The following is a 24,829-nucleotide window of genomic DNA, read 5'->3' on the forward strand; positions in this document are numbered from 1 at the left end:
GTGACGGCGAGCGTGAGGGAACTGGGCTACCGTCAGGACTCGACAAGGAGTCCCGCATGCCCCCGACGCCGCAGATCGATCACTACCGCCGTTTCCTGCACGAGCAGCGGGGCCTGGTCTTCGACGACTACGCGTCGCTGTGGGGCTGGTCGGTGACGGAGCTGGACGCGTTCTGGCGCAGCATCTGGGACCACTTCGACCTGCGCTCGGACACGCCGTTCGAGGCGGCGCTCTGCGAGGAGCGCATGCCCGGCGGCGTCTGGTTCAAAGGCGCGACCTTGAACGTCGCGGCGCAGGCGTTGCGGCATGTCGATGCCGCCGAGGCAGCGGGCCATCCCGCGATCGTGCATGCGAACGAGGTGATGCTCGCGCGCGGTGAACTCGGCGAGATGCGATGGTCCGAGCTGCAACGCCAAGTCGGCGCCCTCGCCGCCTCGATGCATGACCTCGGCGTGCGACGCGGCGATCGCGTCGCCGCCTACCTGCCCAACGTGCCGGCGACGGCGGTGGCCTTCCTCGCCGTGGCGAGCCTGGGCGCGGTGTGGTCGGTGTGCTCGCCGGACATGGGGCCGGTGGCGGTGCTGGACCGCTTCCGCCAGATCGAACCCAAGCTGCTCATCGCCGCCGACGGCGTGCGTTACGCGGGGCAGGACATCGACCGGATGGCCATGCTCGGCCCACTGCTCGACGAGTTGCCGACGGTGACGGACGTGGTGGTGATCGGCAATCTGGATCCCGCGGTGGATCCCTCGCCGCTGGCGACATCCGCCGCGACGAAACGCGGTGCCCACCGCTGGGACACGCTGATCGCCAACCCGCGCTCGCACGCGCCGGAGGCGGTGCCCTTCGACCATCCTTTGTGGATCGTCTATTCAAGCGGCACGACGGGCCTGCCGAAGCCCATCGTGCACGGTCACGGCGGCGTGCTGCTGGAGATGCTCAAAGGCTCCATCCACAACAACATCGGCGCAAGCGCGGAGACGGGCGACCGCTTCCACTGGTACAGCTCGACGGGCTGGATCATGTGGAACTGCCAGGTCGGCGCGCTGATGGGCGGCACGACGATCTGCCTGTTCGACGGCAGTCCCGCAGGACCCAAGGACGCGCCGGACTGGAGCACGCTGTGGCGCTTCGTGGCGCTGTCGGGTGCGACCTTCTTCGGCGCCGGTGCCGCGTTTTACGCGAGCTGCCTGAAGGCCGGCGTCGAGCCGCTGAAGCACGGCGACCTGAGCCGCCTGCGCGCGATCGGCAGCACGGGCAGTCCGCTGGCGGACGAGAGCTATGACTGGATCTGGGCGAACTGCCCCAAGCCCGACGGCCAGCCGATCTGGATCTGCATCATCAGCGGTGGCACGGACTTCGCCGGTGCGTTCCTGACGGGCCTGGTCACCGAGCCGCTGGTGCGCGGTCAGATGCAGGTGCGCAGCCTGGGCGCGGCGGTGCATGCGTTTTCGGAGGTGGACGTGGACGGGCAGGGAAGAGCGCTGATCGACGAGGTCGGCGAGCTCGTCTGCACGCGGCCGATGCCGTCGATGCCGCTGTACTTCTGGGGCGACCAGGACCACGAACGCTACCTGTCGAGCTATTTCGACATGTACCGCGGGCCGAATGGCGAAGGCATCTGGCGCCATGGCGACTGGCTGCGCGTCACGCACTCGGGCGGCGGGATCATCTACGGTCGCTCGGACGCGACGATCAACCGCCACGGGATCCGGATGGGCACATCGGAGCTGTACCGCGCTGTGGAGACGCATCCGGAGGTGCTGGACAGCCTGGTCGTGGACCTGGAGTACCTTGGCCGGCCAAGCTGCCTGCTGTTGTTCGTGCAGCTCCGCGACGGCCTGCCGTTGGACGAGGCGCTGCAACTGCGCTTGAAGACCTCGATCAAGAAGGCGCTGTCGGCGCGGCATGTGCCAGACGAGATCCATCAGGTCGAAGCGATCCCGCGCACGCTGTCTGGCAAGAAGATGGAGCTGCCGATTAAGAAGCTGCTGCTCGGCGCAGCGGCAGAACAGGTCATGAAGCGCGATGCGATGGCGAATGCGGATGCGGTGGCCTGGTATCAGCGGTTTGCAGAAGGGCGAACGTGACCAGCGAAGTTCGATGGCGCATGTGACGACCGGTCACGACTCCGTGCGGTTCGAGGCGACGACGAATCCTTCGCCGCGATCATGGCGATCACATCGCTCGATCACTTCGGCCGCTAGCCTCAGTTGCTCTGACAACATTCGGCTTGGCAGCATCCGCTTCACTTTGTAGTCTGCCAAGACCCGATGCTCTCGCTGAATGTCCAGGCGCTCGCCGATGTGTCGAGAGCATTCTGCGGCGGTCTCGTCACACCTTTCGTGAGGATGCCGGAGGCGGGCTATCAAGGCTTCGTGGCTGCCGCGCAGGCCTTGATCTTCGCCGGCGAGCGGAAGCTTCTGCTCCCAGTCAAAACACCGGTGGTAGGCGGCGTAGTAGGCGCGGCTGATGGCTGCCCTGCGTTTGACCTCCGTCGGGCTCTCCGCTAGCTCACGGGCAAGTTGCAGTAGCTCTTTGCTGTTGATCGGCATGGTGGGACTTGCTCCACTGGACGGTTCCGGGAGTCAGCGGTGTGGCCCCCGCTCCCTGAGATTGATGTGGAGCGGCAGATCGAGCAGATCCTGACTGGCCAACATCGAGTGGAAGCGCTCATTCCATGTATTGGCATCCTCCTGATCCAGATCGAGGTGAATCAGGTAGGAAATCGACGCGACGTTTTTGAAACGCATGACATGGAGCCAGGGGTTCCCGCACAGGCGCAACTCGTGCAGTTGAACGAAACGGGCGGCGGCAGTGAGCTTGGAAAGAACCTCCCCCGGCGACACCTGACGGACGTCGAGGATGCTTTGAATGTCCTGTGTCGCCTGGTTCCAGTCCCGCTCCTCGTGGTCCGCTTCGAGGCCTGACGGAGAAGCCTTGCCGAATATAGACGGCGGGTGTCGCAACGCGTCAACCAGCCTCTGTATCGTGCAGAGGGGCCTGCATTTCGCAGTGTGTTGGAAACCTTGCGGGACCAGATCCATTGCCATCTTCGTACTCCGTAACCTCGGGTTTCATCACCCGACTGCACGCAGTTTCGGCAAGCGAAGGTTTCGTGTCTTTCCTCCAAAGTGCGGACTTGATGGGGGAACTGATTCAGGGAGGTCAGTCCCCCCGTTCATACTGATTGCGGCTATTGGCAGGACGCTTCTCCCGAGGCCGGCTGTGACCCACCTGCGGTGGCCGCTACAGTCGATCTCCTCCGACTTCGACACTGATACGCCGTGACCCTGAAACGCACCTTGATCGCCCTGGCCTTGCTGTCGCTGCTCAGCGGCTGTGTGTCGGGGTACAGCGGGCTCCATCACGTCCGGCTGGGGATGATCGAGATCCCGTTGACCTTCGCCTCCATGGTGGTGGTCTATGCCTGGTACCGGCGCGACTCCATCCAGCGGCGCTTCTTCGGCGGCACGCTGATGGGTGGCGGCATCCTGGCCGCCACCTTGCTGGTGGTGCCGATCTACCTGTACTGCAGCCGGCCAGAAGGCGAACGTGTGCGGCCGATCGTGACCTTCCTGGGCTTGATGCTGTTATCCATGGTGATCTCCACGATCGGTGCGCTCCCGTTCATGCAATGACGCCTGGTGGGTGATCCTGGGACGTGTCGAAACGGGCGGGCTTCGATCGTCGCAAGGGAGGAGGGACGTTTGCCCTTCGCCTTCAACCTTCCACCGGGAGAGATGCATGACGACACGAGCGAATGACACGGCCGTAGGCCAGCAGGTGCTGGCGCTGCTGGGGGCGTACCAGGCCGCCGCTGCGGCCAAGGATGTGGACGCGCTGCTGGCGCTGTACGCGCCGGATGCGCAGATCTATGACTGCTGGGACCAATGGTCCTACGATGGCGAAGCGCAATGGCGCGGTGCGGTCGAGCGCTGGTTCAAGATGGCGGGCGAGGGCGCGAACCGCGTGGTCTTCGACGATCCCCACGTGCACGCCAGCGGCGACATGGCTGCCCTGCACGCCTTCGTTCGTTATGAACTCGTGGTCCATGGCGAAACGAAGTTCACGATGGACAACCGCATCAGCTGGACGTTGCTGCGCCTGGACGGCGTCTGGAAGATCGTCCATGAGCACACGTCCACGCCCTTGGCCGGCGAGGACATGAAGGGCGTGATCAAGCGCGATGCCTAGCGCAGCTTGACCACACGGCGTCAGCGACGATGCTTTCGCCGGGTCACCTTCCCCCGCGAAGGACACATGGCGTGGCAGTCATCGAGGAGCGTCTTGGCCAAGGCCAACTGAGCTTCCACGAGCTGGTGCGGAATGAAGAGCTTGATGTCGTAGTCGGCACGACCTCGGCGTTTCCGCAATTGGTCCAGGCGCTTTCCGATCGAGATGGACAGGCTGATCTGCTTCGGGCTGCATCGCCGGTCGGGATTTCGGAGCCTGCGGATCAAGGAGGCATGAACGCCAAGTGCGTTCCTGTCGATGTCATTGATCCCGCTCGTCCTGGGAAGTTGCTTCTCCCATTCAATGCATTGATGGTAGGAGGCGTAGTACGCGCGGCTGATAGAGGCCCGCTGTGACGCTTCATCGGCGCAAGTGGCCAAGTGCCGGGCAAGCTCGAAGAGATCGTCGCTGTTGATGGCCATGAGACCCCCGTTGAAGTGCTCGTTCAGCGCGGTCCAGCGCTGGCGAACTGCAGACGGAACCCCTCGAGGTCGATGCCACGAGAGTCCAGGAGATCATCGAATCGGTCCTCCCACGTGACGAGATGCCGATAGCCGAGCGACGTGTGGATCCGGTAGCAGACCCAGAATCCCTCTTCATCCCGCTGTGTGCACACCCAGGGATATCCATCGAGACGGATCTCGTGATGACGCATGAACTCGCCCGCCAGCCGCAACATGGCGAGAACATCGGTTGCAGAGACGTCGTATTGGTCGAGCGCGTTCTTCAATGCAGCGCCGATTGCGTCCCAATCGGCCATCTCGCACCGGGCAAAGACGTCAGGGTCAGCGGCGCTTCCGAAGACGGCATGCGGATGACGTAGCGCCGCCATCAGCTCTTCGACGGCGTCATGGTCAGTGGAGGACTCATCGCAAGTCTTTCGAATATCTACGGGCATGGCGTTCTTCCATCAAGACGGGTCAAAACGACCCGAAGGCATGCAGTGTCGACAGGCGGTGACGCCGCGTCTCTCCTCCAAACTGCGGTATCGATGGGGGAACTGATTGAGGGAGGTCATTCCCTCTGCCGATACTGATCAAAGCCATTGCGCTTCAGCGTTACATGACGCCTTCGCGTCGCTCCCGCGACGCGCCCCCGCTTCCAGGGACGACGGCCCCGTGGGCAAGTTCCGGGCCCGTCGCTGACACCGACCGTTCACCGGTCTGTCACCCCGCCCTCTGAACATCCGCCCCGTCCCACCGTGACCGCCGCGTCAAGACCTGACCCCTCGGGCAGATCGACGCGCGGCCGCGGCGCTTCCCGTCCGCCCGACCTCCCTGGAGCTCCCATGCGCAAGCCCTTCGCCCGCTCACTGTCCACGCTCGTCACCCGCGCCTGCCTGCCGCTGGTGCTGGCCGTCGCCGCGCCGTTCGCGTCCGCCACCGTCGTCACCTTCGATGACCTGGGCGACGACGGCCTCGTCCCCGCGAACTACGCCGGCCTCGACTGGTCCGCCAGTTCCTGGTTCCAGTACGGCGGCGAGCAGGCCCCGTACACGCCGCATTCCGGCGACCGCCGCGCCACGCTCGGCTTCGACGGCAGCAGCGCCACCAGCGCCATCGGCTTCCTCACGCCGAGCACCTTCCAGGGCGCCTGGTTCGCCGGCTTCGACGGCGTCAACGTCGGCATCGACCTGTACTTCGCCGGCTCGCTCGTCGCGTCGACCTCGCTGCTCACCCTGAGCGACAGCCCCGCGTTCCTGGGCAGCGGCTACGCCGGCCTCGTCGACCGGCTCGTGTTCCGCAGCAACGATCCGGCCTTCTTCGTCATGGACGACCTGACCTTCGCCGCCGTGCCGGAACCGGCCTCGGGCGCGCTCGCGCTGGGCGGCCTCGCCGTCGCCGCGCTGGTGATCCGCCGCCGCAAGGCCGCGGGACACGTGAACGCCAACACCACCGCCACCGACACCACCACCGCCTGAGGAGCCCGCCATGACGCAGCAGCAAACGCCCCGCCGCCAGTTCCTCCGCGCCGTCGCCGGCGCCGCCGGTGCCACCGCCGCGATGACCAGCTTCCCGCCGGCGATCGCCCGCGCGCTGTCCATCAAGGCGGCCGTGCGCACCGGCACCATCCAGGACGTCGAGCACATCGTCGTCCTGACCCAGGAGAACCGCTCCTTCGACCACTACTTCGGCACGCTGAACGGCGTGCGCGGTTTCGGCGATCCGTTCCCGGCGCCGGTGGCCGACTCGGCCAACGTGAAGGGCCGCTCGGTCTGGGTCCAGCCCACGGTCAACAACGCCGCGCCCGGCGCGATCGCGCCCTTCCACCTGAACACCGCGCAGAACTTCGCCTTCATGCGCGTCAGCGGCACGCCGCACTCGTGGACCGACGCGCAGGCCGCCTGGGACAACGGCCGCATGAACAACTGGCCCAAGGCCAAGCAGAACCATTCGATGGGCCACTTCAAGGAGCAGGAGCTGCCCTTCCAGTTCGCCCTGGCCAACGCGTTCACGCTGTGCGACGCGTACCACTGCGCCACGCAGACCGGCACCAACACCAACCGCCTGTTCATCTGGACCGGTACCAACGATCCGCTGCGCCTGGGCAACGGCCCGTCCACCGACAACAGCCACGACTGGTTCAACCCGAACCCGCTCGACGACTACACCTGGACGACCTATCCCGAGCGGCTGCAGTCGGCCGGCATCAGCTGGCAGGTCTACCAGAACATGGACGACAACTTCACCGACAACTCGCTGGCCGGGTTCAAGGTGTTCCGCGACGGCTGGTACAACCGGCCGGGCTTCTCGCAGGTGCTGAAGGACCGCGGCATCTCGACGCGCGACCTCGACCTGCTGCGCGACGACGTGATCAACAACCGCCTGCCGCAGGTGTCGTGGATCGTCGCGACGGCGGAAGGGTCGGAGCATCCCGGCCCGTCCAGCCCCGCACAGGGCGCCGACTACACGGCGAAGGTACTGGACGCGCTCACCTCGAATCCCGACGTGTGGGCCAAGACCGTCCTGTTCATCAACTTCGACGAGAACGACGGCTTCTTCGACCACGTGCCGCCCCCGGCCGCGCCGTCGTACGTGACCTGGAACGCGAACCCGGCGCAGGCCGTGATCGCCGGCGCGTCGACGGTCGACACGACGGGCGAGTACTGCGAGATCCTCAACGGCGCGTCGCCCACCTATCTGCACCGTCCGTACGGCATGGGACCGCGCGTGCCGCTGTACATCGTGTCGCCGTGGAGCAAGGGCGGCTGGGTGAACTCGCAGACCTCGGACCACACCTCGGTGCTGCGCTTCATCGAAGCGCGTTTCGGCGTGAAGGAAACCAACATCGGCGCGTGGCGCCGTGCGGTGGCGGGCGACCTGACCTCGTGCTTCAACTTCGCCGATCCGGAAGACAGCGAGTTCTTCTCGAAGCTGCCCGCCACCGTCGCGCTCGCCAACAAGGCGCGCGCGCTGCCAGGCACGACGACGCCGCCCATCCCCGGCGCGCTGCAGCTGCCGTCGCAGAACGCGGGTGTGCGTCCGGCGCGTGCGCTGCCGTATGACCTGCAGGCCACCAGCGCGCTGACGCCCGGGGCGGGTCCGAACGCGACGTCGATCGCGGTCACGTTCCAGAACACGGGCAGCGCCGCGGCTGTGTTCCATGTCTACGACCGCACGCGTCTCAGCGAGGTGCCGCGCCGCTACACGGTCGAAGCGGGCAAGCAGCTCACCGGCAGCTTCTCGCCGCAGAGCGCGGGCGCGTATGACCTGTGGGTGCTCGGGCCCAACGGCTTCCACCGTCACCTCGCCGGCAATGCGCGTCGCGCCGCGGCGGCGGGCCAGCCCAATCCGGATGTCGTCGCGAAGTCCGCGCCGGCCACCGGCGAGCTGGTGCTGACGCTGGTGAACACGGGTCCGGTGGCGGCGACCTTCACCGTCGCGCACAACAAGTACCAGGGCACGACGCCGCGCACGGTGAACGTGCCGGCGCGCAGCAGCAGCGAAGTGCGCGTCCCCGTCGCCGTCGCGGCGCACTGGTATGACGTGTCGGTGCGCGTGAACGGACAGGCCGACTTCCTGCGCCGCTTCGCCGGGCACATCGAGACCGGCGCGCCGTCGGTCAGCGATCCGGCGATGGAAGGCGTGGCGAAGGCGGATCAGTACCGCGTGCAGGGCGCGTGAAGACCCGCTGAGCTCGGTGCACTCTCACTCCCTCTCCCGCTTGCGGGAGAGGGTGGGGTGAGGGCCAGCAGCCGTGGCAATGCATCCACCGGGAGCGATGCTTGCCCAACCCGGACCTCCCCATGAAATCACGGAGGTCCTCATGTCCGTCATGCGTCTTCGTCTACAACGACAACCGCGTTCCGTTCTCCGATCCACCCTGGCCGCGCTCGCGGCGGCTGCCGCATTCGGCGCGACCGCGACCGGCGCGCAGGCGCAAGCCGGCGCCGTGCCGCAGGATGCGATCGGCTTCACCGAATACGTCGCCTCGCAGCTCCGTCAGCAACTGGGCGACGCCACCGTCGTCGTCCGCGAGCCCTTGACGCTCGGCGTCGCGGACCAGCGCACGAAGCTCGACAAGCTCTACGCCGGTTGCCAGACCAACCGCGGCAACTGCGCCGACGACGTGGGCGTGTTCGTGAAGACGACGACGCAGCAGTTCCGCGCCTCGACCATCCCCGCGACGCGCGAGTCGCTGCGACTGGCCGTGCGCACCGCCGAATCGGTGCAGCAGGCGCAGCGCGAAGTCGGCGGCGATGCCGCGACCTTCCGCCCGCGGCCCTTCATCGGTCCGCTGGTGACGGTGCCGGTCTTCGACACGATGCGCGCGTCGCGGCTGATCAGCGAGAAGGACTACAAGACGCTGAACCTCTCCGTCGACCAGGTGCGCGAGACCGCGCGCAAGAACACCTACGACGCGATGCCGCAGGTGCTGCAGCACGCCAAGCCGGTGCCCGCGGGCGAGGTCGGCAAGCTCGACGGCCCGGTGCCGCAGCCGAGCCGGCTGATCTTCATCGACGACTGGAAGCCGCTGGCCGACGCGCAGAAGGGCAAGCTGGTCGTCGCCGCGCCGGCCAACGACACGGTGCTCTACGTCAGCGACGACGACGCGGCGACGCTGGACGCGCTGCGAGCCCAGGTGCGCGAGCTGATGGGCAAGTCGCCCAACCCGCTGACGGACGTGCTGCTGCGCTGGTCGCCGTCGGGCTGGGTGCCGGTGCAGTGACCGGCGGTCAGCGTCCGCCGTCCGCGGCGGACGTCGCCTGCCCGTCCCGGAACAGCCGGCGCGCCAGGTACCAGCCCGCGCGCTGCGCCGCGAGCCACAGACCCAGCGTCAGGTAGAACGTGCCGGCCATGATCGCGGCGCGCGGCAGGAGACCGATGTCGCCCACCGCGCTCCCCGCGGTGAAAGCGAGCGTGACGGCGCCCAGCGTCAGCCGCATGCCGCAGAGGCTGGACAGCCAGGCCATCAGCGTCGGCAGTCCGACGGTCAGGAGCAGTGCGATGGCCTTCCATCCGCCCGCCGGCCGCGCGGGCTGCACGCGGAAGGTCGGGTTGGGCACGTACAGGCGCAGGCGGTAGACCGAGACGCCGGCGGAGATCCACGCGGCCAGCAGTCCCGCGACCACGGGCATCATCGTCGGCACCGCCCACACGGTGAGGCCCCACAGCGCCACTGCGGTCGTGATCATCGCGGGCGGTCCCTTCAGGCCGAGCAGCAGACCGACCGGCAGGAACACCAGGCTCAGCACCGCCACGTCGCCGTACACCGGCAAGAGCTGCAGCGCCAGGCCGGCGAGGGCGAAGCTCGCGGAGCCCACCCAGGGTGACGCGCGGTCCCAGCCTCCCGACTTGGGCGTCTCGGCCGGCCCGTCGGGCTTGACCCAGCGCAGGAAGTCGAGCGCCCGGCCGACGTACCCCATGATCACGCAGAAGATGGCCACCGAGGACAGGGCGGAGAAGGCTTGGCCGAAGCCCTCTTCCACGCTGCCCGCCAGCACGCCGCTGAGCACGCCGGCCAGCACGCCGATCAACGGCAGCACCGCGTGGCGCGTCTTCACGCCCAGCTTCTGGACGGCGTCCAGCTCGGCTTCGTCGAGACCCAGCCGGCGCAGCCGTTGCCAGCCCGCCCATTGCAGATGCAGCAGCAGCGCGTGCCCCATGAGCATGGCGCCGATGAGGGCCTTGAACCTGTTCCGCTCGTTCCCGGAGTTGGAGAGCCGGGCGATGCGGATCGTCGGCCCGAACTCTTCGAGCGTGGCCGGATCGGTGATCGGCGGCGGATGGCGCGCCAGCACCGCCGCGAGCGCGGCCATGCGCTCTTCGCCGAGCATCCGCTCGGTGCGGAAGTCGCGTGACCAGTCGAAGTGCTCGCGCAGCAGATCGATCAGATGCGAGGGCAGGTGCTCCTCGAGCTGCACCACGAGGTCGGCGAATCGCGCCGAGGCTTCGAACTGCCGATCCAGCGAGAGTTCGCCGAGCTGGCGGCGAAACGCCGGCAACGCGGCTTCCAGTTTCGCCGGGCCGAGCTTGAGCAAGTCGACGAGCTCGTGGCACAGCGCCTCCGGGGACGGTCCCTCGGACGGAGCCGGGAAGACGGGCTGTGCGGGTGGAGGGGGCGGCGCGGGCGCAGTAGCAGTTGCGGGTGCAGGTGCAGGTGCAGGTGCAGGTGCAGGTGCAGGTGCAGGTGCAGGTGCGGGCGTGGGAGCGGGGGCGGGCGAGGACTCGGGCGGGAAGGGCGCCGCGGCGGGCCATTCGGCGGGCGCTTCCTCGACGGCCTGCGCCGCGATCCGTTCCTGCCGGCGCGCGTGCGCCACGAGCCGGTCATAAGCCTCGCGCAACGCCTGGTAGGCCAGTGCGTCGTCGTCGGGCCGGGTCTTGCGCAGCGTCTTCGCATAGGCGCGCTTGATCTCGCCCAGATCGCTGCTGGGCGCGTCCAGCCCCACCGTGGCGCAGTCGCGGTGCCAGTCCTCGTGCCATGCTTCCATCGCCGCGCTCCCGGATCAGAAGCGGAAGCCGCCGTCGATGCCGTCCAGGGCCTCGCGCATCTGCTGCCGGGCGTGGCGGATCACGCGCGGGTCCTGCGTGTCGAGCGCCTGCTCGAACTCGCCGAGCCAGGACTGGATCGCCACGCGCTGCTCGCCGAGCCGGTCCTCGTAGAGCCGCTTGGCGCGCTCGACGAGGTATCGGTTCTCCTCCTCGTCGCGCGGATGGCGCTTGAGCGCGCGCAGCTGCTGCAGCGCCTCGGCGATCTGCGACTCGCTCATCTCGGTGGCGGTGTTGCGGATCAGCGTGCTGACGGTGCCCCCGCCCTTCACGTCGCGGACGTCGACGTCCAGCAGACCGTTGGCGTCGTAGGTGAAGCGCACCTCGATCGCGGACTCGCCGGCCGGCGCGGGCGTCAGCGGGATAGCGAGCTTGCCCAGGTGCAGGTTGTCGCTGCCGATCGGCGATTCGCCCTGGCGGATGTCCAGCTCCACTTCCTTCTGGCCGTCGTGCATGCTGTAGAAGCGGTCCATGCGCGAGACCGGCACCGGCGTGTTGCGCTCGATGATGGGACTGAAACGGTCGCCCACCGTCTGGTTGCCGATGCGCTGCGACGTGATCACGCCCAGCGAGAACGGCATCACGTCCGTCAGCACGACCTCGTCCAGCGCCGCGTCGCGCGCCTTCAGGCCGGCCTGCACGGCCGCGCCCTGCGCGATGGCCTGGTCGGGATCGATGGTGCGCAGCGGCAGGCGCTGGAACAGCCGCGTGATCATCTGGCGGACCATCGGCATGCGCGTCGCGCCGCCGACCAGCACCACTTCGTTGAGCGCCGCCGGCGAGAGCTGCGCGTCCTGCAACGCGCGCTCGATCGGACGACGCAGGCGCTGCAGCAGCTCCGCGGTGGCGGTCTCGAAATCGGCGCGGGTGATCGCCAGCTCCGCGCGGCGACCGTCGAGCATCAGGCCCATGACGGCGCTCTCGCGCTCGCTGAGGTCGCGCTTGGCCTGCTCCGCGGCGCGCCACCACAGCGCGGGATCCTTCTGCAACCGCTCGCGCTCGGCGGTCGACAGCGCGCCGCAGCGCTCGATGAACAGCTTGCCCACGGCGTGCGCGAAATCCTCGCCGCCCAGGCGCGTGTCGCCGGCGCTGGCGCGCACCTCGACGACGCCGTCGAAGTACTCCAGCACCGACACGTCGAAGGTGCCGCCGCCCAGGTCGAAGACCAGGAAGGTGCTGTTGTCCGGCCGGTCCTGCAGGCCGTAGGCCAGGCCGGCGGCGGTGGGCTCGTTGAGCAGCCGCTCGACCTTCAGCCCGGCGAGCTCGCCCGCGGCGCGCGTGGCGCGGCGCTGGGCCTCGTTGAAGTAGGCGGGGACGGTGATGACGGCCTCGGTGACCGGCTCGCCGAGGAAGGCCTCGGCATCGGCCTTCAGCGACTGCAGCACCAGCGCGGACAGCTCCTCGGCGCGCAGCTGCCGGTCGCCGAGCCGCACCGTGCGGTCGGTGCCCATCATCCGCTTGAAGGCCTGCGCGGTGCGGGCCGGATCGGTGGCGGCGCGCTCGCGGGCGGCCAGGCCGGTGATCAGCCTGCCCGCGTCGTCGATCGCCACCGCCGACGGTGTGGCGAAGTCGCCCAGCGCGTTGGGGATCAGTTGCGGACGGCCGTCGCGGAAGACGGCGATGAGGCTGTTGGTCGTGCCGAGGTCGATGCCGACGATCATGGGAGGCGGAGGGGTCGGGTGTTGCGCGGCTCGCGCCGCGTGCGCGCGGATGCGCGAAGCGGCGGCAGGATATCAGCGCCCCGCCGCCGCGGACCCCCTCGCTCGCCCGGAGTTCCCCCGCCTGGGGGCGGGTTCCGTGCGAATCCCGCGTTCGTTCACACGGCCGTGGCGCCCGCGTTGCGCACCGTCAACAGATCGCCCAGCTGCACGCGGCGAAGGAACTCCGAGCGGATGCGGTCGGCGACCGCGCTGACGACGTTGCTGCCGTCCTCCGACGGATCGATGTGGACCCGGAACGGGCGTTGGCCGAAAGGCGCGCCCACCACATCCACCACCGCGCGCGCGACCTCGGTCGGATCCGCGTCCGCCGGTTCGGCCGCGGCCAGGTTGGTCATGATTTCCTGTGCCAGGCCTTGCGTCGGACCCTGGTCATAGGCCGCGACGCGTTCGACGTCGCCCGGCGAGCCCGAGTGCACGAAGTGGTTGGTGCCCTTGGTGAAGGCGCCGGGGACGACGATCGCCGTCTCGATGCCCCAGCGCGCCAGTTCACCGGCGTAGCTGACGGCGACCGCGTCCATCGCCGCCTTGGCCGCGAAGTAGGGCGCGAGGTACGGCGGCGTGCCGCCCCGCGTGCTGCTGCTGCCGATCCACAGCAGCAGGCCGCGCGCCTGCTTGCGCAGCTGCGGCAGCGCCGCGCGGTTGACCCGCTGCGCGCCGATGACGTTGACGTCGTAGAGCTGCGCGTACTGCTCCGGCAGGAAGGCTTCCGCCGGGCCGAAGGCCATGTGGCCGGCGTTGTGCATGACGACGTCGAGCCGGCCCTGCTCGGCCACGATGCGGGCGATGGCGGCGTCGGCAGACTCCTGCGACTGGACGTCGAGCTCCAGCGCACGGAGTCGCACGCCGTGCTCGCGGGCATAGGCGTCGACGGCGGCCACCTGCGGCGCGTTGCGGCCCTGCGTGGCGCGCATGCTGGCGTAGACGATGTGGCCGGCGTCGGCCAGCGCGCGGGCGCTCATGGCGCCGAAGCCGCTCGAGGCGCCGGTGACGAGGATGACCTGGGCGGAAGACGAGGACGTTGAAGTGCGCATGACAGTGCTCCTGGCAATGGGAACGAAGAGGAGACCCCTGGCGTTCAGGCGAAGCCGCCGTTGGCGCGCAGGACCTGGCTGTTGATCCAGCCGCCGTCCTTGCCGACGAGGAAGGACACGGCGTTGGCGATGTCCTCGGGCGTGCCCAGGCGTTCCAGCGGGGGAACCTTGGCGACGCTGTCGATCTGCTCCTGCGACTTGCCCTTGAAGAACAGCTCGGTGCCGACGGGCCCCGGGGCGACCGCGTTGACGGTGATCGAGCGGCCGCGCAGCTCGTTGGCCAGCACGTGCACGAGGCCTTCGACGCCGGCCTTGGACGCGATGTACGGGCCGTAGTTGGGGAAGGACTTGGCGATCACGCTGGTGGACAGCGCCACGATGCGGCCGCCGGCGGCGACCTTCTCGGCGGCGTGGCCCAGCACGAGGAAGGCGCCGCGCAGATTGGTGTCGATGACCTGGTCGAAGGCCTCCAGGCTGGACGGCTTGATCGCGGCCATCGGCATCACGCCGGCGCTGTGCACCACGGCGTCGAGGCGACCGTAGCGGCGCAGCGTCTCTTCGAACAGCGCGGCGACCTGGGCGGCGTCGGAGACATCGGCCTGCACGGCGGTGGCGCGGCCGCCGGCGGCTTCAATGGCGGCGACGGTTTCCTGGGCCGCGGCGGCATTGCCGGCGTAGTTGACGACGACCGAGTAGCCGTCTGCGGCCAGCCGCTTGGCGATGGCCTGGCCGATGCCGCGCGAGGCGCCGGTGACGAGGGCGGTGCGCAGGCCGCGGTCGGTGGAGAGGGCGGTCGAGATCGGGGTCGACGTGGAAGTGGCGGACATGGTTCGCTCCAAGGGTTGTCGGAAGTCGGGGGAGGGCTTCCGGGTTGCGATGGAACGAATTCTGGTTGTTGATTCAATCCGGAAAAAGACGCGACAATCGACTTGTTAATTCAACCTGACTCAACAAAAGCCTGGGAGGATGGCGGCATGGACCGATTCGACACGCTGCAGCTTTTCACCCGCATCGTGGAGCTGCGCAGCTTCACGCAGGCGGCCGCGCACCTGGACATCCCCCGGGCGACGGCCACGCACGCCATCAAGGCGCTGGAGGCGCGGCTGGGCACGCGGCTGCTCGATCGCACCACGCGCGACGTGCGTCCGACGCTGGACGGCCAGGCGTACTACGAGCGCTGCGTGCTGGTGCTCAACGAGCTGGACGATGCCGAGGCCTCGTTGAAGCAGGTGGCATCGAATCCGCGCGGCGTGCTGCGCGTGGACATGCACGGCATCCATGCGTCGCACGTCGTACTGCCGCGTATCGACGAGTTCCGCGCCCGCTTCCCGCAGATCGAGCTGGTGGTCAGCGGCGGCGACCGCCTGGTGGACTTGGTGCGCGAGGGCGTCGACTGCGTGCTGCGCGCGGGCACGCCGCGCGACTCGACGCTGATCGCGCGCAAGCTGGCCTCGATGCCGCAGATCATCTGCGCGAGTCCCGACTACCTCGCCCGCGCCGGCACGCCGCGGCATCCCGACGATCTGCCGTGGCATCAGACGGTGCGCTTCTTCGCCAGCGGCGGCGGGGCGGACTATCCGATCGAACTCATGGTGGACGGGCAACTGCGGCGCTACGCGCTGCCGGGCTGGATCTCGGTGAACGACGCGCAGAACTATCACGCCTGCGCGCTGCGCGGTTGCGGGCTGATCCAGGTGCCGCGCTTCCACCTGGAGCGGGACCTCGCGGAGGGGCGGCTCGTCGAAGTGCTGTCGGACTGGGAGAGTCCGGCGATGACGCTGTCGGCGCTCTATCCGCAGCATCGGCAGCTGTCGCCGCGGGTGCGGGTGTTCGTGGACTGGTTGGCGCAGCTTTATGCGGAGAAGTTTCCGGAGACCTCGGCCGCGCTTTGACGGGCGCGACCGAGGTGGCGACCGAGGTGGCGTCCGAAGGCGCGCCGCGCCGCAACGCATAGGGCGCTTGTCCTCTGCGGCAACAGGCTAGAGCATGTCCAGATCGATATGGTCCGGATTGAGCAAGGTCCTGCCTGCCGCCACCGTCTCCGGCGTAAAGGAGGCCGCCTGGTCGTCGAGAGCCGCCTGCAGGATGGCGGTCTTCTCTTCCACGTGGAGGAGGTAGCCGAGCCTCACCTTCAATCGCTTCAACTCGATCTCCAGGTTGGCGCTGCTCACAGAATCGACGTCCTGCGCATGCAAGCCCTGGTGCACCTCCAGGAAGCGACGCACCACGGCTGCCGGTGTTGCGTCCGCCGGCACCTCACGCGCAAGCGCCGCCGAGTTGATGGGCATCGGGATCAACGGGTGATCTTGCCCGTCCAGGCCGCGTCTCACGCCACCGTTCGATTGATTCCACTTGGTGCCGGCTGCCATGAACGGCAAGCTCGGCACACCTGCGCTGACCATGGCGATCGGCGCAGGAACGAGTCTCGCATCCTGGTTGGACGGCTTCTCCCAACCCCAGGCGATCGATCCGAGATAGGTGCCGGTCAGCTTTCCCTCGGTGACCAAGGCCGCGACCTCAAAAGACATCGACCACGCTTGTGCGGGGAATTCCAGCACAACTTGCGGACTGTCATAGATCTGGGCTGGAGCATCGCGCACCAATCGATTCCAGTGGGCGCCGAGGTCGGCGCCGGCAGCGGCGTGTTTGAGTTGTTCCGGATAAAGGCGATCCTTGTTCCTTGACGCGTACAGAGGGCTGACCTGAGGTTCCCCGTCGTCGGGATGCGTGTCGTACTTGTCGATGCCCCGTCCCAGATCCCCTTCCTCGGCCGTGAGCTTGAACTGCTCCTTGAGCGGGTTTCCAGGGGGCGTGTCCGGCGTCGCCGCCACTGCGGGATCGTCGCGGGTCGCCTTGAGTGTCTTCACCGTCTGGATCAAGCCGATCCGCTCAACCTGCTCCGCCATGGCGCTGATCGTGTCATTGGGTAGAAAGTCGAGCTTGATGTGCGCCCCCGCCACCGTCTGAGGACTGTCGTCCGATCCCGCAGTGAGATTCTTCGCCTCGTAAGTGGCCGCCTTGAAAGTACCACCGTTCGTCTGGACCTGCCGCTGCAGGACTCGGGGACCGAAGAGCTGCGCAATCCGCTTGCGTTGCGCGCTTTGACGAATGGATCCATCGATCGTCTCGGCAAGGGCGCCGACGGGCGTCGGTGCGCTGTCCACCTTCCGGCTGCCGGAATCGCGCTCGCCTTGACGTCGTGCGACTTCGGGAAGTGCGGGAAGAGGTGCGGCGGGGATCATCGATTCGCTCTCCATGCGGACGTCAAGAGTCTCAGGCCTGCGCAGGGGGATCGATATCGGAGATCTTCGGATTAAATGCTGAAGAAAGTCCTGGAAAGCAGGTGAGGGTCTTGAGCGATTGAACGCAGCATCCCGCCAAGGTTCCTCACAGGGCGAAGGGCATAAACGACTGCGCGCTTGACGTCTGGCGACTGTGTGTATTAATGTACCAATACACGCTGACAACACCGTCGGCGACCGCAGCTTGCCGATGGACGCCGACCTCCTCTTCAGCATCAACCCGGGCTCCCCTGAGCCGATCTACCGCCAGCTGGTGGAGCAGCTGCGCCGCCGCGTGGCCAGCGGGCAGCTGGTGGCGGGGCAGGAGATCCCTTCCGTGCGGGAGCTGGCGCAGGCATTGGCGGTGAATCCGATGACCGTCTCCAAGGCCTTCGGGCTGATGGAAGCCGAGGGGCTGGTGGAGCGCCGCCGCGGCTTGCCGATGGTGGTGGCGGCGCAGCATCAGAAGGCGATGAAGACGCGCGGCCGCGTGGAGCTGCTGCGTCCGGCGCTGGAGAAGGCCGCCGCGGAGGCGCGCCAGCTGGAGCTGCCGCCGGATCAGGCGCTGGCGCTGTTCAAGGCGCTGCTTGAGGACCAGGGAGAGACGCGATGAATCACACGCTGAAGCAGACACTGCACGAGACGCTCGATCACTCATTGACGATCAGCCCGGCGCGCAGCCAGGCGCTGACCGACGAGGCGCTCGCCGCGCCGCCGGTGAGCGCGAGCGGCCTGCGGGTCGACTTCAAGGGGCAGCCGGGCGTGCTGGCGGGCCTCGATTGGACGCTGGAACCGGGGCAGGTCGTCGGCCTGCTGGGCCGGAACGGCGCGGGCAAGACCACGCTGCTGGAGACCCTGCTGGGCCTGCGCGAGCCGCAGGCCGGCGAGGTGCGTCTCTTCGGCCGGCCCGCATTGACGCCCGACGACGCGCTGCGTGCGCGGCTGGGCTACGTGCCGCAGCAGGCGGCGCTGTTCGAGGACTTCCAGGCCGGCGACCTGCTGCGCTACTTCCGCAGCTTCTATCCGCGCTGGAACGACGCGAAGGTCGACGGCCTGATGTCGCGCTGGGAGATCCCGCGCGACCGGCGCATCGCCCAGCTGTCGCAGGGCCAACAGCAGCGGCTGTCCATCATCCGCGCGCTGGCGCACGAGCCGGACCTGCTGGTGCTCGACGAGCCGGTGGCCAGCCTCGACGCCGCCGGCCGGCGCGACTTCCTGCGCGAGCTCGTGGACCAGGTGCTGGACCGCGGCACGACGGTGCTGTTCTCGACGCACATCCTGTCGGACCTGGAACGCGTGGCCTTCAACGTCGCCTTCCTGAGCCGCGGCCGCATCGCGCTGCAGGCGCCGCAGGATGCGCTCGCGGACGAGGTGCGGCTGCTGGCCGGTCCCGTGGGACGACTGCAGGCGGCGGTCGACGCGCACAAGGGGCAGGTCTTGAGCCGACGCGACCTCGGCGAGCATCCGCGCTGGCTGGTGCGTTTCCCCGACGGGAACCTCCCGCAAGGCGACGCCGCGCTGCGCTGCGAGGCGCTCAGCCTCGAGGACCTTTTCCTGGAACTGACGCAATGAACGCGGCGATGAACGCGGCGCTCCCGCTGCCCGGCGTCGGCGGGCATCTCGCGGTGCTGGTCGCGACGACGCGCCCGTTGCGCCGCATGTGGTGGCTGCTGCTGCCGCTGGCCGCGATCACGGGCCTGGCCTCGATGAAGTCCGCGTCCGCCGCGGGCGGCGCGTTCTGCATCACGCTCGCGATCGGACTGCAGTTCGTGTGGTGGCTGTGCGCAGGCGCGCTGAACACGCAGAACCATCCGATCACCGCGCGCCTCGTTCCCGGCCACCTGCGCCTGCTGCGCGAGGTCGCGGTCGCGCTGTTCCTCCTGATCGCCATGGTGACCGGGCTGCTGCTGCATGCGGTGTTCGGCCACTTTCTCCTGCTCACCATGCTGGCGGGGGCCGTGCTCGTCAGCTTCTCGACGGCGCTGCGCTGGCCGATCACCTGGTTCGTGTTCTGGGTCTTCCCGTGGATCCCGAGCGCGCTGCTCAAGGACACCGCCGTCTGGCGCGAGACCGCAGCGGTGCTGCGCGACTGGCACGAGCAGCAGCCGGTGACGCAGGCGGCGTTGGTGATGCTCGCACTGACCGTGATCCTCTGGCACCTGTTCCAGGACGGCGGCTCCGGGCACCTGCGCTCCTGGCAGTCGGCCAAGGTGTTCAACGACCTGATGTCGATGAAGGGGACCTGCGCGTCGCGCACGGCGCGGCCGCCTGTCCACCCGGTCCTGCGATTCCTCGGCAAGCCCTTCACCTGGGGTCTGCCGACCTGGACCCGCCACCTGATCCGCACCGCCACCCCGACCGCCGACAGCGTGGCGGCCCGTGCCGAGGTCGCCACCCTGCGCAGCCTGCACTGGTCGGCGACCCTGGGTGTGACCGCCGTCATCTTCCTGGCGCTGCTGCTGGCGGAACTCGCGGTGCTGTACTGGTTGCCCGCAGCGCGCGCGGCGACGGTGCTGCAGGGCGCGCTGCCGGGGACCTCGTTCGGCGTGATGTGCGCGCTGTTCGGGCCGCTGCTCAGCATTGCCGCGATGCTGAGACGAACCCGCACGGAGCAGTCCTTGCTGACGCTCGTGCCGGGCATGCCGCGCGGCGAGGCGATGAACCGCGTGCTCGCGCGCCGGATGCTGACGCAGTTCCTGCTGCTGCTGGGCTTCGGGGCGGCGGTGTTGACGCTGATGGTGGCGCTCGTGCCCGGCGAGTGGCCGCGCGACCAGCCGCTGATGGGCCTGCATTTCGCCGCCATCGCGCTGCCCGCAGGAGTGCTGCTGTGGCAGGACTGGTCGCGCAAGGGGCAGCCGGGAGCGATGCAGGCCGTGCTGCTCATGCTGGGCGGCATGCTGGTGGCCGGACTGAGCATCGGTGCGAACCGGTTCTTCCAGATCATGCCTTGGCATGTCCTGGCCGTGACGGCACCGTTGACCGTCGTGCTCGCCGCGTGGCGCTGGCGCGCGGTGCGGCGCATGGCGCCGTTCTGGCCGGTGGGCCGGCACGCCGGAGACTGAATTTCACGTTCGCAGATGGCACGGTGTGCCATGGCTTCTATTGCATGAAGGAACGCCAGGAAGACTTTCTCTTCCAGAAAGCGGAAGGCCTCCTTTCGGAGGCCCTCACACTCTTTACACTGGGGCTCCCTCTCGGGTTGGCTTACCAGCGCGTCGGGGGCAAGTGTACTCCAACGACGTCCTAGGGCAGGGGCGGGATGCTTCCACCAGCCAGCGTATTCGAGCAGATTGTTTCCAAGCCTCGATTGGACAGCTATCGCAACTACTGGAAAGTGGGAGCGGATGAAGCGGTCGGTCTCTACATGTGGAACGGGGAAATTTGCGGCGAACTTGCAAAGCTCCTTTCCTACTTCGAGGTCGCCCTCAGGAACAACATCCATCGGGAGCTCAGTCTGAACACGACCGGAGGTGTTTCACCAAGCAGCCACTGGTGGGACGCGCTCTCGAGCCAGCTGAAATCCGGAACGATGGACAAGGTCACCGAGGTCCGTCAGAAGGCACTTCCGGCTTCTCCCAGTGCCGATGAGATCGTTTCACGACTGTCCTTCGGCTTCTGGCCCAACGTGTTGACGTGGGTGGCACGGCATCGGACTACGCTGATGTCACGAATCCTTCCAGCACATCCGCTGAGCCAGCCTGGCGCGCCGCTCAATTGGACAAATGCGATCGCCCGCCGTAATGCGCTGACCGAGTTCTTCGAGATCAAGGACCTGCGGAATCGCATCGCGCACCACGAGCCACTGTGGAAGTTCGCGGCCGCCATGGACACGTCGACATCGCCCGCGACCATCCTTGCACCGGCTTCTGTGGACGAGGCTTCCAGTCTTTCCCGATTTGCGCGTCTGCTCCAGCATTACGACCTTGCAGTCAATGCGCTTTCACCCGATCTTTTCGCGCACATCCATCGTTCGTCTTGGCGGGTAAGGGTGGACTACCTGCTGTCGAAGCGTGGACTGAGCCGTTACAAGAACGGCGCGCATGTCACCGAGCCGAGTGCCATCAGCACACTTGCGCTTCGGCAACAGTTCGCCGCAGTGATCAGGCGAAACCGCCCCGTCCGCCTCCTCGATCAGGCCGGCGAAGGTCTGTTCATTCCGGTCTAGAGTTTCCTTGGCTCAGATCGGCAGCTCGGTGTAGTACCGCCCGCCGTGGAAGATCAGCGGCTGCGCCTGTTCGGCGCGCGTGCAGGCCTCCACCTCGCCGACGAAGATGACGTGGTCGCCTTCCTCGTACTGGCTTCTGTTCGCGCATTCGAAGACGGCCGCGCAGCCCTCCAGCACCGGCGCGCCGCCGCAGCCCTCGCGGAAGCGCACGCCCGCGAAGCGGTCGATGTCGCGCGTGGCGAAGCGCTGCGCCAGCTCCTTCTGATCGGCCGCCAGGATGTTGATCGCGTAGTGCGAGCCGCGGCTGAACACCGGCATCGAGCCGGCCCGGCGCGCCAGGCTCCACAGCACCAGCGGCGGGGACAGCGACACCGAGTTGAACGAGTTGGCCGTCAGGCCCACCAGGGTGCCGTCCTCCGCGCGGGCGGTCACGATGGTGACGCCGGTGGCGAACATGCCGAGCGCCGCGCGGAACTCCTGCGGGTCCATGGGCGAGGTGGCGCAGGTCGGAGACGGCGTGATCAGTGGCGGCTGGGACATGATGACCGGGATTGTCGCCTGCCTAGAATCCCGCCATGGATGATGCTGAATTCACGCCCGATGCCGACGTTCACCTGCCGTCGGCCCCTGCCTACGGCTTCGGTCGTTGCGACTGCCGCCGCTGCGGCCCCGACGGCGCGCCCCGCCGGCCCGCGCGGCGCCTGTTCACCGGTCTGATCGCCGCCGGCGGCGCGCTGGCGCTGTCTCCCGCCTGGGCCCAGGACGGGGTCGAGGTCGGCAAGCAGAGCCGCTTCACGAAGCTCGTGTCGGCCGAACAGATCGAGGCCGCCGCGCAGCAGCAGTACGTGCAGATGATGCGGCAGGCGCTGTCGCAGAAGGCGCTGGCGCCGCCCAACAACGCGCAGCTGATCCGCCTGCGCGCGATCGCCCAGCGGATCATCCCGTTCACGGCGGCGTGGAACGCGCGCGCGCAGCAATGGCGCTGGGAAGTGAACCTGATCGGCGGCAAGGAGCTCAACGCGTTCTGCATGCCGGGCGGGAAGATCGCCTTCTACTACGGGATCCTGCAGCAGCTGCAGCTGAGCGACGACGAGGTCGCGATGATCATGGGCCACGAGATGGCCCACGCGCTGCGGGAACACGCCCGGGAGCGCATGGGCAAGAGCATGGCGACCAACGGCGCGATCCAGCTGGGCGCGGCGATCTTCGGCCTGGGCGACTTCGGCCGTGGCGTGGCCAACATGGGCGGGCAGCTGCTGTCGCTGACCTTCAGCCGCGAGGACGAGAGCGAGGCCGACCTGGTCGGCATGGAGCTCGCGGCCCGCGCCGGTTACAACCCGCAGGCCGGCATCACGCTCTGGGAAAAGATGGGACAGGCGAGCAAGGGCGCGCCGCCGCAGTTCCTGTCCACGCACCCGTCCGGCCCGACGCGCATCCGCGACATCGAGCGCACCTTGCCGCGCGTGCAGGGCCTCTACGCCCGGGCGGCCAAGCCCGAGCAGCGATATCAGCCGCCCGCGCCGGCGGCCAAGTCCTGAGGCCAATCGGTGGACGGCGGCGCGAGGACCCCTGACGGGCACGGGTAGGACCCGGGAGACAAGGCGCCCCTTTCGAGGCCTGATGGCCCGAAAGGCCGATGCCATCGGGCTTCCCTACGGTTAGGTGTTGGCACAGCGATTGCCGACGCCGTCCACGAGGTCCACACTGGCGCCTCGTCACTGAAGGTCCACATGCAGGGTCAGGAGTCATCGCACGGGGCGGGTGCATCGGCTGCACCCGAGGAAGGCGTCGCGCACGTCGGGGCCGCACTCGACTACGTCACCGACGCGGTGATCCTGCTCGAGCACGACTGGACCATCGAGTTCGTCAACGTCGCCTTCGAGCGCGCGAGCGGCCGGCAGCGCGAGGCGCTGATCGGCAGGAATTACTGGACCAGCCTGTCCGGCGCGATGGGCGAGCGCTTCGACGTCGAGGCCCGGTCGGCGATGCAGACGCGCGCCGCGCACATCTACGAGGAATTCAACGCCCGCCTGAGCAAGTGGTTCGAGTGCCGGGCCTTTCCGTGCGAACACGGCCTGGTGGTGCTGTTCATCGACATCACGACGCGCAAGGCCGACGAACTGACGCGGGTCGACTTCGAGGAGAAGCTGATGCGCATCCAGCGGATGGAATCGCTGGGCACCCTGGCCGGCGGCGTGGCGCACGACTTCAACAACATCCTGGCGGCGATCCTCGGACACGCGGGGATGATGCTCGACGAGCTGCCGGCGACCTCGCCGCTGCGCGGCCACATGCAGCAGATCAAGCGGGCCGGCGACCGGGCGCGCGAGATCGTGCAGCGCATCCTGGCGTACGCGCGCGGCAGCAGCCATGAGCTGTCCAAGCACCGCCTGCGCCCGCTGGTCGAGGACAGCATCGGCCTGCTGCGCTCGACGCTGCCGGCGTCGGTGCGCTTGACGGTGGACCTGCACGGCGACGACTGCGTCGCGACGGTGGATCCGGCGGAAGTGCAGCAGGTCGTGCTGAACCTGTGCACGAACGCGTGGCAGGCGATGCCGGGCGGACACGGGCAGCTGCACGTCGGCCTGCGCGCGGTGCACTTCGACGTCCCGCATGCGTTCGCGATCGGCCGCGTAGCGCCGACGCATTACGCGGAGCTCAGCGTGCGCGACGACGGCCACGGCATGGAGGAGGACGTGGCCAAGCGCCTCTTCGAACCCTTCTTCACGACCAAGCCGCGGGGGCAGGGGACAGGTCTGGGCCTGCACATCGTGCACGGCATCGTGCATGCGCACGGCGGCGCGATCGACGTGCAGTCGCGACCGGGGACGGGGACCGTGTTCTCGGTCTATCTGCCGGTCGTGGGCAGCGAGACCGCGACGCTGGACACCGCGGCCCTGGCGAAGGTCGCCGAGCCCGGCGTGGGCGAGCACGTGCTCTATGTCGACGACGATCCGATCGTGCTGATGATGGTGGAGGCGCTGCTGAAGAAGTCGGGCTACGACGTGCGCACCTACGCCGAGCCGACCGAATGCCTCGCGGACATCGAGAGCGGGCGCGTGCCGGTGCAGCTGCTGATCACCGACTTCAACATGCCCGGCATGAACGGGCTGGAGCTCGCGGTGGCGGTGCGTACGACCCTGCCGACGGTGCCGGTGATCATCACGACCGGCTACATCGGCGACGAACTGACCGACGCGGCGGACCGCATGGGCGGCGTGGCGGTGCTGCAGAAGGAGCGCAGCTTCGAGGAGCTGGTGGAGCTGGCCGCGCTCGCGCTGCGGGGCTTTCCGGAATCGCGCTTCCTGGACACCGGCCTGTCGCCGCTCTGAAGCCGTCGCGCCGTCTTGCTCCCTCTCCCGCTTGCGGGAGAGGGTGGGGGTGAGGGCCAGCGGCCGTCGCAGTC

Annotated in this window: 23 protein-coding genes; 13 read left to right on the forward strand and 10 right to left on the reverse strand. The window is 68.2% G+C overall.

Translation table 11 applies throughout. The features are described from left to right. Positions 1-56: 56 nt before the first annotated feature. Positions 57-2,090 (forward strand): acetoacetate--CoA ligase, encoded by a 2,034-nt coding sequence (locus ABE85_RS24130; protein ID WP_067280839.1) that lies wholly within the window; start codon positions 57-59, stop codon positions 2,088-2,090. A gap of 33 nt (positions 2,091-2,123) precedes the next feature. Here ABE85_RS24130 and ABE85_RS24135 read toward each other — a convergent pair whose 3' ends face one another. Beyond that, positions 2,124-2,555: a hypothetical protein gene (locus ABE85_RS24135; RefSeq protein ID WP_067280843.1), complete on the reverse strand. Its 432-nt coding sequence runs from the start codon at positions 2,553-2,555 to the stop codon at positions 2,124-2,126. A 33-nt stretch (positions 2,556-2,588) separates the two neighbouring features. After that, positions 2,589-3,053 carry a hypothetical protein gene (locus ABE85_RS24140; RefSeq protein ID WP_157522860.1) on the reverse strand — a complete coding sequence of 155 codons (465 nt, stop codon included), beginning with the start codon at positions 3,051-3,053 and terminating at the stop codon, positions 2,589-2,591. A 234-nt stretch (positions 3,054-3,287) separates the two neighbouring features. Here ABE85_RS24140 and ABE85_RS24145 point away from each other — a divergent pair, with 234 nt between their 5' ends. Then, positions 3,288-3,641, forward strand: a complete 354-nt coding sequence (locus tag ABE85_RS24145; protein ID WP_067280849.1) for a hypothetical protein — start codon at positions 3,288-3,290, stop codon at positions 3,639-3,641. Between the two features lie 106 nt (positions 3,642-3,747). After that, positions 3,748-4,197 (forward strand): nuclear transport factor 2 family protein, encoded by a 450-nt coding sequence (locus tag ABE85_RS24150; RefSeq protein WP_067280853.1) that lies wholly within the window; start codon positions 3,748-3,750, stop codon positions 4,195-4,197. Positions 4,198-4,217: 20 nt separating this feature from the next. Here the strand turns inward: ABE85_RS24150 and ABE85_RS24155 are convergent, their stop codons facing one another. Continuing rightward, entirely contained in the window at positions 4,218-4,658 is a 441-nt protein-coding gene (locus ABE85_RS24155) for a hypothetical protein (protein WP_067280856.1), read from the reverse strand. Positions 4,659-4,681: 23 nt separating this feature from the next. Then, complete coding sequence (locus ABE85_RS24160; protein ID WP_067280860.1) at positions 4,682-5,134, reverse strand: hypothetical protein; 453 nt, start codon at positions 5,132-5,134, stop codon at positions 4,682-4,684. A 390-nt stretch (positions 5,135-5,524) separates the two neighbouring features. Here ABE85_RS24160 and ABE85_RS24165 point away from each other — a divergent pair, with 390 nt between their 5' ends. The 3 genes from ABE85_RS24165 to ABE85_RS24175 all read left to right on the forward strand — a co-directional run bounded on the left by ABE85_RS24165 (position 5,525) and on the right by ABE85_RS24175 (position 9,405). After that, positions 5,525-6,157 carry a PEP-CTERM sorting domain-containing protein gene (locus ABE85_RS24165; RefSeq protein WP_067280863.1) on the forward strand — a complete coding sequence of 211 codons (633 nt, stop codon included), beginning with the start codon at positions 5,525-5,527 and terminating at the stop codon, positions 6,155-6,157. 10 nt (positions 6,158-6,167) lie between these two features. Beyond that, a complete protein-coding gene (locus ABE85_RS24170; protein WP_067280867.1) occupies positions 6,168-8,360 on the forward strand; it encodes a phosphocholine-specific phospholipase C in 2,193 nt (730 codons plus the stop codon). 142 nt (positions 8,361-8,502) lie between these two features. After that, positions 8,503-9,405 carry a hypothetical protein gene (locus ABE85_RS24175; RefSeq protein ID WP_082938905.1) on the forward strand — a complete coding sequence of 301 codons (903 nt, stop codon included), beginning with the start codon at positions 8,503-8,505 and terminating at the stop codon, positions 9,403-9,405. A 7-nt stretch (positions 9,406-9,412) separates the two neighbouring features. On the opposite strand, the gene ABE85_RS24180 is transcribed toward ABE85_RS24175, so the two are convergent. The 4 genes from ABE85_RS24180 to ABE85_RS24195 form a co-directional block, all read right to left on the reverse strand. Then, positions 9,413-11,167 carry a hypothetical protein gene (locus ABE85_RS24180; RefSeq protein WP_082938906.1) on the reverse strand — a complete coding sequence of 585 codons (1,755 nt, stop codon included), beginning with the start codon at positions 11,165-11,167 and terminating at the stop codon, positions 9,413-9,415. A 15-nt stretch (positions 11,168-11,182) separates the two neighbouring features. Next, positions 11,183-12,886 (reverse strand): Hsp70 family protein, encoded by a 1,704-nt coding sequence (locus ABE85_RS24185; RefSeq protein ID WP_067280872.1) that lies wholly within the window; start codon positions 12,884-12,886, stop codon positions 11,183-11,185. Positions 12,887-13,041: 155 nt separating this feature from the next. Further along, on the reverse strand, positions 13,042-13,977 hold the full coding sequence (locus tag ABE85_RS24190) for an SDR family NAD(P)-dependent oxidoreductase (protein WP_067280875.1): 936 nt from the start codon (positions 13,975-13,977) through the stop codon (positions 13,042-13,044). Between the two features lie 44 nt (positions 13,978-14,021). Continuing rightward, complete coding sequence (locus ABE85_RS24195) at positions 14,022-14,804, reverse strand: SDR family oxidoreductase (protein ID WP_067280878.1); 783 nt, start codon at positions 14,802-14,804, stop codon at positions 14,022-14,024. Between the two features lie 147 nt (positions 14,805-14,951). Here ABE85_RS24195 and ABE85_RS24200 point away from each other — a divergent pair, with 147 nt between their 5' ends. Next, positions 14,952-15,869, forward strand: coding sequence for a LysR family transcriptional regulator (locus ABE85_RS24200; RefSeq protein ID WP_067280881.1), 918 nt, complete (start codon positions 14,952-14,954; stop codon positions 15,867-15,869). An 87-nt stretch (positions 15,870-15,956) separates the two neighbouring features. Here ABE85_RS24200 and ABE85_RS24205 read toward each other — a convergent pair whose 3' ends face one another. Beyond that, the gene (locus ABE85_RS24205; protein WP_157522863.1) at positions 15,957-17,219 is read right to left on the reverse strand and encodes a hypothetical protein; all 1,263 of its coding nucleotides are present in this window, start codon (positions 17,217-17,219) and stop codon (positions 15,957-15,959) included. 250 nt (positions 17,220-17,469) lie between these two features. On the opposite strand from ABE85_RS24205, the gene ABE85_RS24210 reads away from it, so the two are divergent. The 4 genes from ABE85_RS24210 to ABE85_RS24225 all read left to right on the forward strand — a co-directional run bounded on the left by ABE85_RS24210 (position 17,470) and on the right by ABE85_RS24225 (position 21,423). Beyond that, positions 17,470-17,871 (forward strand): GntR family transcriptional regulator, encoded by a 402-nt coding sequence (locus tag ABE85_RS24210; protein ID WP_067280888.1) that lies wholly within the window; start codon positions 17,470-17,472, stop codon positions 17,869-17,871. Beyond that, positions 17,868-18,830, forward strand: coding sequence for an ABC transporter ATP-binding protein (locus ABE85_RS24215; protein ID WP_082938907.1), 963 nt, complete (start codon positions 17,868-17,870; stop codon positions 18,828-18,830). The genes ABE85_RS24210 and ABE85_RS24215 overlap by 4 nt, the downstream gene beginning before the upstream one ends. After that, complete coding sequence (locus ABE85_RS24220; protein ID WP_067280891.1) at positions 18,827-20,320, forward strand: hypothetical protein; 1,494 nt, start codon at positions 18,827-18,829, stop codon at positions 20,318-20,320. The genes ABE85_RS24215 and ABE85_RS24220 overlap by 4 nt, the downstream gene beginning before the upstream one ends. A 197-nt stretch (positions 20,321-20,517) precedes the next feature. Further along, on the forward strand, positions 20,518-21,423 hold the full coding sequence (locus tag ABE85_RS24225; protein ID WP_082938908.1) for an Abi family protein: 906 nt from the start codon (positions 20,518-20,520) through the stop codon (positions 21,421-21,423). Positions 21,424-21,435: 12 nt separating this feature from the next. Here ABE85_RS24225 and ABE85_RS24230 read toward each other — a convergent pair whose 3' ends face one another. After that, on the reverse strand, positions 21,436-21,963 hold the full coding sequence (locus ABE85_RS24230; protein WP_409072563.1) for a flavin reductase family protein: 528 nt from the start codon (positions 21,961-21,963) through the stop codon (positions 21,436-21,438). 35 nt (positions 21,964-21,998) lie between these two features. On the opposite strand from ABE85_RS24230, the gene ABE85_RS24235 reads away from it, so the two are divergent. Continuing rightward, the gene (locus tag ABE85_RS24235; protein ID WP_082938909.1) at positions 21,999-22,961 is read left to right on the forward strand and encodes a M48 family metallopeptidase; all 963 of its coding nucleotides are present in this window, start codon (positions 21,999-22,001) and stop codon (positions 22,959-22,961) included. A gap of 192 nt (positions 22,962-23,153) precedes the next feature. Next, positions 23,154-24,755: an ATP-binding protein gene (locus tag ABE85_RS24240; protein ID WP_067280896.1), complete on the forward strand. Its 1,602-nt coding sequence runs from the start codon at positions 23,154-23,156 to the stop codon at positions 24,753-24,755. Positions 24,756-24,829 lie beyond the last annotated feature (74 nt).

It is taken from the genome of Mitsuaria sp. 7 (assembly GCF_001653795.1).
In the GTDB taxonomy this organism is placed as follows: domain Bacteria; phylum Pseudomonadota; class Gammaproteobacteria; order Burkholderiales; family Burkholderiaceae_C; genus Roseateles.